Here is a 13,197-nt window from a genome sequence, read left to right on the forward strand (position 1 = left end):
CATCATAAAAGACAGATCCCCACTTTTGCTTTTCCCTAATTTGTAAGGGCAACATCTAAATTAGTTTGTTTATGAAGAAATGGCTGCTCCTGGCAGGACTAATTCTATTAATGGCGCCCGCATTTGCCGGGCAGATCAACGCCGACTCCCTCTGGTTCCGGGAACATTACACTAAGAAAGAAGTATATATCCCGATGCGCGATGGGGTGAAACTGTTTACCACCATTTACATTCCGAAGGATGAAAGTGAAAAACACCCGGTGCTGATGACGCGTACGCCCTACTCATGCGCGCCTTACGGCGAAAAAGAGTTTGCACCGTACTACAGGCGTTACCTCAATGTGTACCTGCGCGAAAACTACATTATGGTAACGCAGGACGTGAGGGGAAGATGGATGAGCGAAGGAGTGTTTGAGGATGTGCGGCCCTTCAATCCCAATAAAAAAAACAAGAAAGATATTGATGAAGCGAGTGATACCTACGATACGATCGACTGGCTGGTGAAAAACGTAACTGGTAATAACGGCCGTGTAGGCGTGTTCGGCATCTCCTACCCTGGTTTTTATTCTACCATGGCCGCACTCAGCAATCACCCCGCCCTTAAAGCAGTAAGTCCGCAAGCCCCCGTTACCGACTGGTTCCAGGGCGACGACTTTCACCACAACGGTGCATTTATGCTGGCCGATGCGTTCAGCTTTTACTCGTCATTTGGCAAACCCAGGCCTAAACCTACTACGGAGGGGCCGGCAGGTTTCGATTTCCCTAACTTCGACAACTACAAGTTTTACCTCGAAACAGGTGCCATTAGCAACTTTACTAAGCTCATGGGCGATAGCATCCTGTTTTGGAAAGATATGATGGCCCATGGTAACTACGATGCCTGGTGGAAAGCCCGCAACGTGCGTAACTTCACCAGCAATGTACAGCCGGCCATACTAACTGTAGGCGGCACTTTCGATGCGGAAGACTGCTTCGGTGCATGGAGTACTTACAAAGCGATAGAGGAGAAAAGTCCAAAAGCCAGTAACCGCCTGGTTATGGGCCCCTGGTACCATGGACAGTGGGCAGCGCAGGATGGTGGCCATTTGGGCAACATGCAGTTTGGCACCAACACCTCTGAATGGTACCAGCGAAATATAGAGATCCCTTTCTTTAACTATTACCTGAAGCAAAAAGGTGCAGAGCCTAAGATAGCCGAAGCCACCATCTTCTTCACCGGCGAAAACCAGTGGAAGACGTTTGCCAAATGGCCGCCGGCTGAGGCAAAAGAAACACCGCTTTACCTCGGCAGCAATGGTAGCCTGAGTTTCAGCAGGCCAACAATAGCAAAGGCCGCCACCTCCTACACCAGCGATCCGTCTAAACCGGTACCTTATACAGAAGACGTGCATTTTAACCGCACCATCAACTATATGACCGACGACCAACGCTTCGCTGCCCGCAGGCCGGACGTACTGGTGTTCCAAACGCCGGTGCTGGAAGAAGACATTACCCTCTCCGGCCCCGTACTGGCCGATTTACAGGTAAGCATCAGCAGCACCGATGCCGACTTCGTGGTAAAGATCATCGACGTATTCCCCGACAATTTCAGGTATGCGGAAGACGCTGAAAGCGAGCATAGACGTGTACCCTCCAGCACCTACCCTATGGGCGGTTACCAGATGCTGGTACGTGGTGAGATCATGCGCGGTAAATTCAGGAACAGCTTCGAAAAGCCTGTACCCTTCGTACCTGGTGTGCCCGCTGAAGTAAAATTCACACTACCCGACGTGGCACATACCTTCCGGAAAGGCCACAGGATTATGATACAGGTACAAAGCAGCTGGTTCCCTCTCGCCGACAGAAACCCGCAGCAGTTCATGGACATATATAAAGCCACGGATGCTGATTTCAAAAAAGCGGAGATCAACATCCTGCACGAAGCAGCCCATCCTTCGCAGATCGTGCTGCCTGTGCTGAAATGATATTAAACTTGTCCAGGATGAAGTCCCGGCCGGTTTCGGCCGGGACTTCATCTTTATGAATACCTTATCTTTACCATATTCACGTTAAAAACCCAAATTCACATGAAGCGCATTTTCTCCATTACATGTATGTTGCTCGCACTATTTGTCCATGCAACACAGGCACAGTCGTTAGACGGGGCATGGGAACTTAAAGACAGTTCTCCTGGTGTCACCGTATCGCTGATCATTGAAGGCAATTACTTTATGCAAAGTGTTTACAATGAAAGCGAAAAGGCTTTTGTTCAGAGCTTTGGCGGTACACTTAAAAAGGCCGGCAACAGCGACCTGGAAGTAAAAATGGACTTTAACACCGAGAACAAAGAGCAGGTAGGGCAAACCTTCACCGTGTCTTATTCCCTTTCCGGCAGCACCCTCAGCGTAGTGATCAACGGCGACGCACAGGAGTGGACGCGTAAAGACGATGGCAGTGGTCCGCTGGCCGCCGTATGGCGCATATCAGCCCGGGAGCAGGAAGGCAAAATGAACGAGATGAAGCCAGGTGCCCGTAAAACACTGAAGATATTGTCTGGAGGCCGTTTCCAGTGGGCAGCCATTAATACCGAAACCGGGGAGTTTTTTGGTACAGGCGGCGGTACTTACACCTTTAAAGACGGCAAATACACCGAAAACATCAAGTTTTTCTCCCGCGATGGCACCCGCGTAGGGATGTCTTTAACGTTCGACGGTAAAGTAGAAGGCGACAACTGGCATCATAGTGGATTGAGTTCCAAGGGCGAAAAGATTTCGGAGATCTGGACTAAAGTTAAATAAGAAGCTGGTATATATTGGATTTTGCCCTTATATTGCACGGAAATTTCATCAATCTATGATCAAGAAATGCCTGATTATCGGCGCAATAGGAGCACTATCCCTGCAAGCCTGTACTAAAAAAGTTGTTCCGGCAGCCACCGTGGTTGCTCCGGAGCCTCCAAAACCTTTATTGCAAAACGGTATGGATACCCTTAGCTTTGCGCTGGGTAAAGATATCGGCAACTCTATCAAAACGCAGGGTCTCGACAGCCTGAACATGGATGTGTTTATGACAGCCATCAAGTTTAGTCTGGCCGGTAAAGATACTTTGCTCACGCAACAAGAAATATCTATGTCTATATCAGATTATTTACAGAAAATGAAAACAGAGAAACTGACGAAGAACAGAGAAGCGGGTCAGAAGTTTTTGGAAGCAAACAAGACCCAGCCAGGCACCATCGTACTGCCCAGCGGTTTACAGTACCAGATCATGAAACATGGCACCGGTACTATTCCCAAAGCTACAGACAGGGTTAAAACACACTACGTGGGCACCCTCATCGACGGCACTGTGTTCGACAGCTCCGTTGAAAGAGGCGAACCAGCAGTATTCCCCGTTAACGGCGTAATCAGCGGCTGGACAGAAGCCCTCACCCTGATGCCAGTAGGTTCTAAATGGAAACTGTTTTTACCAGACAGCCTCGCTTATGGTGAAAGACAAGCGGGCCAGAAGATTTTGCCGGGAAGTGCTTTGGTGTTTGAGGTGGAGTTGCTGGATATTGTGAAGTAAGAATTATAAAATATATGGAGAAAAGCGTCCCGATGTTGTTTGGGGCGCTTTTTTTATGGGGGGGGCGTTTAGGATGTACGCGGACAGCTTGTTCGTTTATTGTAAACCGTATTTGATCACAAGGAAACCGGTTTAGCCGCACACGTCCAGACACCAGGTGAGGCTACGATCCATACACCGCCTCATTTCCACCAAACAAAAAAAGGCGCTGCAGTTCACACCGCAACGCCTTTCCGTATTTTACACTTTTACACTATTTCCAGATCCTAGCACGCTGGTTCTCCAGCAGCATGAAATCGGCCAGCACCATGGCTGTTACCGCTTCTAACACAACTGGTACGCGCAGTGCGATACAGAGGTCGTGGCGGCCTTTAACGCTAAAGGTGCCTACTTCGCCTGTAGTAATATTCAGCGTTTGCTGATCTTTTGGGGTGCTGGAGGTAGGTTTCACCGCAATACGGAACACCAGCTGGTTCCCGTTGGTAATACCACCTACAATACCGCCTGCATGATTGGTAGCTGTTTTACCGCTAGCATCGATGATGGCGTCGTTATGTTCTACACCTTTCATTTTAGCCGCTGCAAAACCAGCACCGAACTCAATGCCTTTAATGGCAGGAATCGCAAATACAGCGTGCGCAATAGCCGACTCCACCGAATCGAAGAATGGTTCGCCGAGGCCTATCGGAAGACCATCCACCACGCATTCAACAATACCGCCTACAGAGTCCTTAGCCGCTATTGCGGCTTCCAGTCCCTTTTCAGGATCAGGGAACCCGCCTATCTCCTTAATCGTTGCATTAACCTGAATACCATCGCCCAATATCTTTTTGGCAATCACCCCTGCGGCTACCAGGTTAAGCGTTAAACGGCCGCTAAAATGGCCGCCTCCGCGATAATCCTCGAAGCCTCCGTATTTGTGTGTAGCCACAAAGTCGGCGTGGCCGGGGCGGGGAAACTCACGCAGCTTATCGTAATCGGTGCTGCGGGTGTTGTTATTTTCAAATAAGATGGTGATCGGTGCGCCGGTGGTATGCTCTTTAAACACACCCGATTTCAGGAAAGGCAGATCGTCTTCCTTACGCGGAGTAGTGCCTTTGGCGCCTGCCTTACGGCGTTCCAGGTCGGGCAAAAAGTCCTCCTGCTTCAAAGGTAAACCCGCGGGTACTCCGTCGATGTTTACACCTACACATTCGCCGTGCGACTCGCCAAATACATGTACCCTGAATATTCTGCCAAAACTGTTCATACTAATGTTTTAATGCTGTTTCTGTACTGGTTACCGTTACGGTAGCGCCCAACTGTGCAATATGGTCGAAGAACTCGGGATACGATTTATTGATCGCTTCCGCATTCTCGATCTCCACCTCACCATCGGCCGTAAGTGCCGCTACGGCACAGGCCATGGCTATACGGTGGTCGTTGCGGGAATGTACGGCCGCGCCCTTAATGCCGGTGCCGCCATGTACATACATCACATCGCCATCGAGATCGATCTTAATGCCCATTTTACCGAATTCGTCCTGTAAGGTAAGTCCGCGGTCGCTTTCTTTGTGCGCCAGGCGACTTACGCCCAGTATTTTGGTTACACCTTTACAATTGGCCGCCAGCGCCACCAATGGTGGAAACAGGTCGGGACAATCAGTAGCATCGAATTCGAATGGTTTCAGCTCACCATTGTTACCAATGATCACGGTGTACAGTCCGGGCAGGATGTCTGCACCAGCGCTTTCCAGCGCCTGCAGGATAGCCTTGTCCGACTGTGCAGAACCGGTGTTAAGATGTTTCACTTCCGCCTTACCCGCTACAGCCGCAGCTACCAGCAGGAAAGCCGCACCGCTCCAGTCGCCTTCCACGGTATACTCTACCGCTTTGTACGATTGCTTTTTAGCAAAACGGAAACGCTCGAAATTATCATTCTCCACCTTTACGCCGAACAGCTCCATAATTTGCAGCGTAAGCGCGATATAAGGTTTGCTTTTCAGGTCTTTCACGGTAATAGTAGCATCTTCCGCCACGTTACCGAAAGCCATCAAAAGGCCAGTGAGGAACTGGGAACTCAGCGAACCATCTATCTCCACATTGTTAGCCTTTAACGGGCCGTGAATGTTGAGCGGCAGTTTGCCGTCTTTCGTTTTGCACTCCACGTCCAGTTTAGGCAATACCTCCGCAAAGAAGTCCATGGGCCTTGTTACCAGGCTGCCATGTCCCACGATCGTGATCGGCTTTTCAGATAATGCTGCTATAGGCGTAAACATGCGTATACCTAAACCAGATTCGCCGCAGTTGATTTCCGTAGAAACCGGCGCTACGCCATTGCTGGTAATTTCGTAATGATCGTCTTTTTTCACCACAGTGGCGCCCAGTCTTCCGGCTACGTCCAGCGCAGCCAGGCAGTCGTTACTGAGGCCCGGGTTGCGGATGATGCTGGTGCCCTTAGCCAGTAAGGATGCCGCTACCGCACGCTGCATAGCGCTTTTGGATGGATTGGCGGTAACGATGCCTTTAATGGTGCCGGGTGATACCTTTACTTTCATGCTTTTGTTTTTGTGTTACGCTTTACAATTCGTCCAGTAATTTTTTCAGCTCATCGATCGGTATCGGGTGCGTAACCGCCCTTCCGATGTCTTCAAGCAGGATGAAATGGATAAAATCCTTTTCTCTCTTTTTATCCAGCTTAAAAATGGAAAAAATCTGTTCCCTGTCCGAGGTTAAAGTAACCGGCAAATGATAATCGTTGATAAGCCTGATGAGGCGGTTCGTTTGTTCTGTGGGCAAACCTATGAGCTTTTCAGAGAACTTGGCGGCGGCTACCATACCGATGGCTACGGCCCGGCCGTGCGCAATGCTCTCTATCTTTTCCACTGCATGCCCCAGCGTATGGCCGAAGTTTAACCAGCGGCGTGAACCGTTCTCAAACTCATCTTCCAGCACGATGCGGGTTTTGATTTCCACTGAACGTTCTACCAAAAACTGCAGTACTTCCACGGAACGGCTTAAAGCCGCTTCCCTGTTTTCTTCCAGGTAAGTGAACAACGCGGCGTCCTGGATAGCTGCATACTTAATGATCTCCGCAAATCCATTGTGCCACTCATCGTCCGGCATGGTAGACGGCAGCGTATAATCAAACAATATGAATTGAGGCTGATTGATAGTGCCCAGCATGTTTTTATGCATACCATGGCTCACCCCGTTTTTACCGCCGATAGACGCATCTACCTGTGCCAGTAACGTAGTGGGTACAAAACCGAACGGAATACCGCGCATGTAAATGCTGGCGGCAAATCCTGTAAGGTCAGTAACCATCCCGCCACCAATACCTACCAGCATGGTTTTACGGTCGGCTTCCAGTTCTATCAGCCCGTTAATCACCTGCTCCACTACTTCCATCGACTTATGCTCTTCGCCATCAGGAATTACCAGCTTGCGCCAGCCCTTCAGCGTTTCGCCATAATGTTTGTCCACATTCTCATCCAGCAAAAGGATCGTGCGGCTCTTGTCCACATACTTATCCAATTCCTGTAAATCTGCTCCCAGGTAATACTCCGATTGTTGTGTCTGGAACTTGTATGATAACGTTGTCATATGTTCGAATAACCCTGCGGTTAGATTTTTATTATTGTTCGTTCATCACCTTGTTCTGGCGGTTGATGGATTCGAGGTGAACTGCGTCGAAGTATTTCTGGATAAAATCTTTTGACAGGCCCAGCTTGTCGCCTTTAGCGATGTTGCGGTCCAGTATCTCGTTCCAACGGTTGGTTTGCAGGATGGTGATGCCGTTTTCTTTCTTGTAAGCACCGATCTTCTCAGCGATTTTCATACGGTTGCCCAGCAACAGCATAATTTCATCATCGATCTGGTTGATCTGCGCACGCAGTTTATCCAGGGCAGAGTTGAATTCATTTTTATCGGTATGCTCGCGGCGCCATACGATGCCGTCCAGCAGTTCTGCAAATTTCTCAGGCGTGATCTGTTGTTTCGCGTCGCTCCATGCATTATCCGGATCGATGTGTGTTTCTACCATCAGACCATCGTAATCCAGGTCGATCGCTTCCTGCGATACAGCCTGCAGAATGTCGCGGCGGCCAGAGATGTGGCTGGGGTCACAGATCATTGGTAATTCAGGGTGGCGGCGTTTCAGTTCGATAGCCAGGTGCCACATGGGGGCATTGCGGTATTCGGTGTTGCCGTAGCTGGAGAAACCGCGGTGGATCAAACCAACTTTTTTAATACCAGCTTTCTGTATCCTTTCTACCGCGCCGATCCAGAGTTCCAGGTCGGGGTTGATAGGGTTTTTAATGAGAACGGGAACGTCCACGCCTTTTAACGCATCAGCGATATCCTGTACAGAGAAAGGGTTTACGGTAGTACGGGCACCAATCCAGAGAATGTCTACACCGAAATGCAGCGCATCTTCTACTTGTTTAGCGGTAGCTACTTCCACTGTAACCGGTAAACCAGTCAGTTCCTTTGCTTTCTGCAGCCACGGTAAACCTTTGGTACCAATGCCTTCGAAAGAACCGGGGCGGGTACGTGGTTTCCATATACCGGCACGTAATACGTCTACTTTACCTGTGGCAGCCAGCCGCTGCATAGTCGCCAGTGTTTGCTCTTCTGTTTCCGCGCTGCAGGGGCCCGATATGATCAGTGGCTTCTTATCTGATGTTGGATCGCCGAATTTCGTATTTGCTAAGATCTGTTCCATATGAAAAAGTGTATGTGTAAATTAAGAAAAGTGTTTGTTAATTAAGGATTTATGATTACTTCAGTATCTTTTTGATCTTGTTCGACTTCTGGATGAGCTTGTAGAAAGCATCGTAGTCCTCTTCTTCCAGCAACTGCTTCATGTGCTGCAGCTGGCTGATATGTTCTTCCAGCACGTCGAGTACATTATTGCGGTTGTGTTTAAAGATGGGCACCCACATGTCGGGCGAGCTTTTGGCAAGACGAACGGTGCTTTCGAAACCACCGCTGGCCAGTTCAAAAATGCGGCCCTGCTCCTTCTCCTTTTCCAGCACCGTAAGGGCAAGGGCAAAGGAAGTGATGTGGGAGATGTGTGATACATAGGCTGTGTGCAGGTCATGCTCTTCAGCATTCATATACACCAAGCGCATACCCACTTTGTCTACGATATTTTCTACGATTTCCAGCGCATCTTCTGCACTGTTCTTTACATCACAAAGCACCATGGTTTTGTTGGTAAAGAGGTTTCTTACAGCAGCTTCGGGCCCGCTATACTCGGTGCCGGCCATCGGGTGGGCGGCTACGAAGCGCTTCCGTTGGGGATGACCGGCAACGAGTTGTAATAATTTATCTTTTGTAGAACCCACATCCATCACCACATGGTCGGCTTTCACCTTGTCGAGGATAGAGGGCAGCAGCTTTAACATAGCATCTACGGGTATAGCCAGTATCACGAGTTGCGAGCGGCTCATCGCATCTTCCAGCGAAGCCGTTTCGTCAACAATGTTCAACTCACGTGCTTTACGCAGGTTGTCTTCGTTCTGGTCCACACCAATGATCCAGTTAGCCACGCCCTTTTCTTTAAGGCTGAGGGCCAGCGAGCCGCCAATTAAACCAACTCCTACTACCGTTGCGATCATCTTGTTTATAGTTTATTTAGATTGCTTTATCCTTTCAATGGCTTCTTCAAAAACCTTCTCATCTTTACAAAGGCTCACCCTGATATAACCGTTACCGTTAGCTCCGAAAATACCGCCGGGCGTAATAAATACACGCGCCTTCTGCAATATCTCATCGCTTACCGCGTAACCATCTGCATACCCCGCTGGCATCTTCGCCCATACGAACATGCCTACCTGGTTAGTATCGTACGTAGCACCAATGAGGTCGAGCAATTCGAATACTTTATTACGGCGGCCTGCGTATATTTTATTGAGCCCTTCGTACCAGTCTTTATCCAGTTCCAATGCTTTTACGGCGGCCATTTGTACGGGCTGGAACATACCACTGTCCATATTACTTTTGAAGCGCAACACCTCACTGATCCACTTTGCATTGCCAGCCAGCATGCCTACACGCCATCCTGCCATGTTAGACGATTTGCTCAGCGAGTTCAGCTCCAGTACCACGTCCCTGGCACCTGGTACGGCCAGCAGACTTTGAGGGTTATCGTTCAAAATAAAGCTGTACGGATTATCATGACACAGCAGTATGTTATGTTGCCTTGCAAATGCGATCAGCTTTTCGAAGAAGCCTGGTGTAGCCTGTGCGCCTGTCGGCATATGCGGATAGTTCACCCACATCAGTTTCACTTTGCTCAAATCCTGTTTCGCCAAAGCTTCCAGATCAGGCTGCCAGTTGTGCGCCGCTTCCAGGTTGTAAGTAACCGGAGTGGCACCGCTCAGTTGCACGGCAGAACGATAGGTAGGATAACCGGGATCGGGGATCAGCGCTTCATCACCTTCCTGTAAAAAGGTCATACAAATATGCATGATCCCTTCTTTAGAACCGATCAGCGGCAGTACTTCCGTTTCCGCATCCAGCTGCACGTCATAATATTTCTTATACCAGTTAGCAATGGCCTGCCTCAGTGCGGGAATACCTTTGTATCCCTGGTAGGCATGCGTATTAGGAAGTGCGGCGTTTTCATTTAAAGCCGCTACTACAGACGGATGCGGTGGCAGGTCCGGACTACCTATACCGAGGTTGATCACGTTGGCGCCTGCTTTGTTCATCGTATCTATCTCTCTTAATTTCTTAGAGAAGTAGTACTCTTCCGTATGCTGCAATCTCCTGGCTACTGAAATTTCCATGGTATTCGCTTTGGTGTGTTTATACGTGTGTTAATCCTTTCTTATAAATTCCCAGAATCGTCAGCTGGTCTGTTAATGGTTCTATTTTCTTTAATGCTTTTCTGAAGTGCTTCAGGTCTTCAAACTCCATATCTGCATGGAAGTAATACGTCCATTCTTTTGCCGGGATGGGGAACGACTGGATTTTGGAGAGGCCTATCCCTTCTGCCGCGATCATGCTCAGCACCTTGGCCAGGCTTCCGCTTTCGTTCGGTGTTTGGAAATATACAGAAGATTTGTTGGCATCTTCCGCAGGCTCCACACTGTTACGCGCAATAGCGAGAAAGCGCGTATAGTTGTTTTTGGCCGTATGAATATTGGGCGCTATTATGTCCAGCTCATAAATTTCGGCAGCCAGTTTACCTGCAATAGCGGCAATGGTTTTCGACTTCTTTACGTGTACATTTTTCGCGCTAAGGGCCGTATCTTCCGATTCCACCAGTTTGATGTGCGGGTACTTTTCCAAAAACGCCATGCACTGCAAAAGCGCCATGGGATGAGAATGTACCTCTCTTATATCTTCAATGCGCTGACCAGGCAAAACCATCAGGTGTTGATTGATCTGCAGGTATACCTCGCCCGTAACGTGCAGACCTGAGTTTTTAATCAGGCTGTAGTTAGGCAGAATGCTGCCGGCAATAGAGTTTTCGATGGCCATCATTCCGGCATCAGCTTCCTTACCTTGTTTCACTTTTTTTACCAGCTCTGAAAAGGAAGAACAGGCTTCAATTTCGGTTTGTTTGCCGTAATACCGCTGTGCGGCTAGCTGGTGAAAACATCCTTCAAATCCCTGAATTGCGATACGCATTGTTGTTAGTTAATGATTTTAATGATAGGTATCCGGATAATAAAAAAGAAAAAGGGCCCCTTGAGTCGGGACCCTTTCATTTTGCTTTAGCTTTTATGTCAGCCTGAATTTACAAAAGAGTCCCCTGCTTCTCCTGATAAAAGAAGTAAAAGAAAAAGTAAAAAAAGTAAAGGCAGAAACTCTTGTGTGACATATCAATTTGACTATAGTACATTAAAAAAGGCCTTCGGATAACCCGAGGCCCTTTCTTTATATTTTATCAGCATTTGACAAAAGGAACCCCGGCTATTTCTGATACCAGAAAAAGTAATAACCGTAAAAGTATCCAAAAGTCTGTTGCATTTTGTTTGCTTGTTAATTGTTCGACAAATGTAATGCAGGATTTTAATTTTCCAACCTATTAGGGTAAAAATTAAATTTATTTCACCAATAACTATATTTAGATAGATATTATTCAAAATAAGACCCTATTAAATTAATAATGATGATAGTTGTATCAACAACAATTCACTATTCAGCCGCCGTTGTGTCACTCCCTTCAGCGGCGGAATCATTTATGGGCGTTTTTATACAATTGTCGCAAACACCCCCGCGGATACTAAAACATGCCTCACCGTCCGCTCACCGTCCGCTTACCGTCCGCTCAGGTGCCGCTCAGGTTATATCCAGGTTATATCTGTCCTCCATGTTCGTACCTACATGAGTAGTGGGGTCAGGACAAGCTGAGATTGTTAATAATAAAATCGGCCCATCGTATCAATCATCTGCGTCTATCAGGTATAGTAAGCCGGCCGTTTTAGACATCTCCGCATTAAATTCTCTTGTCGCAACTATACCTTTGGCGCCACATTTACCCAAAAACACTACGCCTAACCTATTCATTAAGTTGCGCCCGGTGTATACACACAGTACCCTAAAAAAAGAAAGACCACATTCGATGAGATGATCCTCATATTGCCTGAAGCTGCCTAAGCCAGTCGGTGTATACACCTAACTTCTTAGTCAGCCAGCCCGGACAAACATGCCCTAAAAAAGGAAAGACCACCTTCCAGAGGAAGGTGGCCCTATAAAACCTTTATTTTGCTTTGCCTAAAATTAGTGAGCAGCAGCAGCAGAATCAACTGGTACGATAGCAGCAGAATCAACTGGTACGATAGCAGCAGAATCAACTGGAACTACAGCAGCAGAATCGATTGGAGCAGCAGTTGAATCTTCAGCTGGTTTAGTAGCGTTGTTGCAAGAAGCAGCGAAAAGACCCAGGGCCAGAGCGAAGAAAGATACTTTCAGTACGTTTTTCATGATTAATAAGATTTGAGTGTTTTAGAAAATGATATTTAACCTTTATACCGGATCAGAAGAAAGGTAACCCACTATTTTAAAAAAATATTTTTTTCGGTTACTTTGGGTTACTAAATGCAGTAAAGCGTATTAATAAGTGAGTAACAATCAACATATCGAAAGGGACCAGGAATTATTGGAAGGCTTAGCTAACAACGATGATAAGTCATTGGAAACCATCTATTCAGATAATTTTCCAATGATTTACAGGATGGTTTTACAAAATAATGGGTCGGAGGCTGACGCCAAAGACCTGTTCCAGGAGTCGGTGATCATACTATATGAAAAGGTGCAGGAGGGCGGATTTGTACTGACCAGCAAGCTGAAAACTTACATTTATGCCGTTTGCAGGCGTATTTGGCTAAAAAAATTACAGGGGCAGGCCTGGCAGGGCAGTATAACTGAAGAACTGGAGGCCATTACCCCCGTAGAGGATACCATAGAAGAGGCAGAAAAGCGGGATGAGCAGTATGGTATTATGGAAAAGGCCATGTCGCACATGGGAGAACCCTGCAAAACTATACTGGAAGATTATTACATCCACAAGCGCTCTATGCAGGAGATTTCGGAAAAATTCGGTTACACGAACTCCGAAAACGCCAAGAATCAGAAGTATAAGTGCCTGATGAGATTGAAGAAACTATTTTTTGCACAATATAAATAAAGTAGAGAGGGTCATAAGTGATGAAT

At 47.7% G+C, this 13,197-nt stretch carries 12 protein-coding genes; 4 read left to right on the plus strand and 8 right to left on the minus strand.

The genetic code is table 11. The features are described from left to right. The first annotated feature begins 71 nt into the window (after nt 1–71). The 3 genes from QZT80_RS04190 (at nt 72) to QZT80_RS04200 (ending at nt 3,546) form a co-directional block, all read left to right on the plus strand. Nucleotides 72–1,964, plus strand: a complete 1,893-nt coding sequence (locus QZT80_RS04190) for a CocE/NonD family hydrolase (protein WP_295118108.1) — start codon at nt 72–74, stop codon at nt 1,962–1,964. A 102-nt stretch (nt 1,965–2,066) separates the two neighbouring features. Continuing rightward, on the plus strand, nt 2,067–2,777 hold the full coding sequence (locus tag QZT80_RS04195) for a hypothetical protein (protein ID WP_295118111.1): 711 nt from the start codon (nt 2,067–2,069) through the stop codon (nt 2,775–2,777). A gap of 55 nt (nt 2,778–2,832) precedes the next feature. Continuing rightward, nucleotides 2,833–3,546 carry an FKBP-type peptidyl-prolyl cis-trans isomerase gene (locus tag QZT80_RS04200; RefSeq protein ID WP_367112850.1) on the plus strand — a complete coding sequence of 238 codons (714 nt, stop codon included), beginning with the start codon at nt 2,833–2,835 and terminating at the stop codon, nt 3,544–3,546. 253 nt (nt 3,547–3,799) lie between these two features. Here the strand turns inward: QZT80_RS04200 and QZT80_RS04205 are convergent, their stop codons facing one another. The 8 genes from QZT80_RS04205 to QZT80_RS04240 all read right to left on the minus strand — a co-directional run bounded on the left by QZT80_RS04205 (nt 3,800) and on the right by QZT80_RS04240 (nt 12,468). Further along, nucleotides 3,800–4,795, minus strand: coding sequence for a chorismate synthase (locus QZT80_RS04205; protein WP_295118114.1), 996 nt, complete (start codon nt 4,793–4,795; stop codon nt 3,800–3,802). A 1-nt stretch (nt 4,796) separates the two neighbouring features. Further along, entirely contained in the window at nt 4,797–6,083 is a 1,287-nt protein-coding gene (aroA, locus tag QZT80_RS04210) for a 3-phosphoshikimate 1-carboxyvinyltransferase (RefSeq protein WP_295118117.1), read from the minus strand. Between the two features lie 22 nt (nt 6,084–6,105). Continuing rightward, nucleotides 6,106–7,131 (minus strand): 3-dehydroquinate synthase, encoded by a 1,026-nt coding sequence (aroB, locus tag QZT80_RS04215; RefSeq protein WP_295118120.1) that lies wholly within the window; start codon nt 7,129–7,131, stop codon nt 6,106–6,108. Nucleotides 7,132–7,162: 31 nt separating this feature from the next. Next, nucleotides 7,163–8,251, minus strand: a complete 1,089-nt coding sequence (locus QZT80_RS04220; RefSeq protein ID WP_295118123.1) for a chorismate mutase — start codon at nt 8,249–8,251, stop codon at nt 7,163–7,165. A 55-nt stretch (nt 8,252–8,306) separates the two neighbouring features. Next, nucleotides 8,307–9,149, minus strand: a complete 843-nt coding sequence (locus QZT80_RS04225) for a prephenate dehydrogenase (RefSeq protein ID WP_295118125.1) — start codon at nt 9,147–9,149, stop codon at nt 8,307–8,309. A 12-nt stretch (nt 9,150–9,161) separates the two neighbouring features. Continuing rightward, nucleotides 9,162–10,322, minus strand: a complete 1,161-nt coding sequence (locus QZT80_RS04230) for an aminotransferase class I/II-fold pyridoxal phosphate-dependent enzyme (RefSeq protein ID WP_295118128.1) — start codon at nt 10,320–10,322, stop codon at nt 9,162–9,164. A gap of 19 nt (nt 10,323–10,341) precedes the next feature. After that, nucleotides 10,342–11,169, minus strand: a complete 828-nt coding sequence (locus QZT80_RS04235; protein ID WP_295118131.1) for a prephenate dehydratase — start codon at nt 11,167–11,169, stop codon at nt 10,342–10,344. Between the two features lie 1,095 nt (nt 11,170–12,264). Next, nucleotides 12,265–12,468, minus strand: a complete 204-nt coding sequence (locus tag QZT80_RS04240; RefSeq protein ID WP_295118134.1) for a hypothetical protein — start codon at nt 12,466–12,468, stop codon at nt 12,265–12,267. Between the two features lie 136 nt (nt 12,469–12,604). Here QZT80_RS04240 and QZT80_RS04245 point away from each other — a divergent pair, with 136 nt between their 5' ends. Further along, nucleotides 12,605–13,171 carry a sigma-70 family RNA polymerase sigma factor gene (locus QZT80_RS04245; RefSeq protein WP_295118136.1) on the plus strand — a complete coding sequence of 189 codons (567 nt, stop codon included), beginning with the start codon at nt 12,605–12,607 and terminating at the stop codon, nt 13,169–13,171. Nucleotides 13,172–13,197 lie beyond the last annotated feature (26 nt).

This window comes from uncultured Chitinophaga sp. (assembly GCF_902168175.1).
Classification (GTDB): domain Bacteria; phylum Bacteroidota; class Bacteroidia; order Chitinophagales; family Chitinophagaceae; genus Chitinophaga.

What these genes read in the sequence shown, in the direction of transcription:
- QZT80_RS04225 (WP_295118125.1), bottom strand. Translation starts at nt 9,149, where the DNA reads ATGATCGCAACGGTAGTAGGAGTTGGTTTAATTGGCGGCTCGCTGGCC.
- QZT80_RS04200 (WP_367112850.1), top strand. Translation starts at nt 2,833, where the DNA reads ATGATCAAGAAATGCCTGATTATCGGCGCAATAGGAGCACTATCCCTG.
- aroB (WP_295118120.1), bottom strand. Translation starts at nt 7,131, where the DNA reads ATGACAACGTTATCATACAAGTTCCAGACACAACAATCGGAGTATTAC.
- QZT80_RS04230 (WP_295118128.1), bottom strand. Translation starts at nt 10,322, where the DNA reads ATGGAAATTTCAGTAGCCAGGAGATTGCAGCATACGGAAGAGTACTAC.
- QZT80_RS04240 (WP_295118134.1), bottom strand. Translation starts at nt 12,468, where the DNA reads ATGAAAAACGTACTGAAAGTATCTTTCTTCGCTCTGGCCCTGGGTCTT.
- QZT80_RS04190 (WP_295118108.1), top strand. Translation starts at nt 72, where the DNA reads ATGAAGAAATGGCTGCTCCTGGCAGGACTAATTCTATTAATGGCGCCC.
- aroA (WP_295118117.1), bottom strand. Translation starts at nt 6,083, where the DNA reads ATGAAAGTAAAGGTATCACCCGGCACCATTAAAGGCATCGTTACCGCC.
- QZT80_RS04220 (WP_295118123.1), bottom strand. Translation starts at nt 8,251, where the DNA reads ATGGAACAGATCTTAGCAAATACGAAATTCGGCGATCCAACATCAGAT.
- QZT80_RS04205 (WP_295118114.1), bottom strand. Translation starts at nt 4,795, where the DNA reads ATGAACAGTTTTGGCAGAATATTCAGGGTACATGTATTTGGCGAGTCG.
- QZT80_RS04195 (WP_295118111.1), top strand. Translation starts at nt 2,067, where the DNA reads ATGAAGCGCATTTTCTCCATTACATGTATGTTGCTCGCACTATTTGTC.
- QZT80_RS04235 (WP_295118131.1), bottom strand. Translation starts at nt 11,169, where the DNA reads ATGCGTATCGCAATTCAGGGATTTGAAGGATGTTTTCACCAGCTAGCC.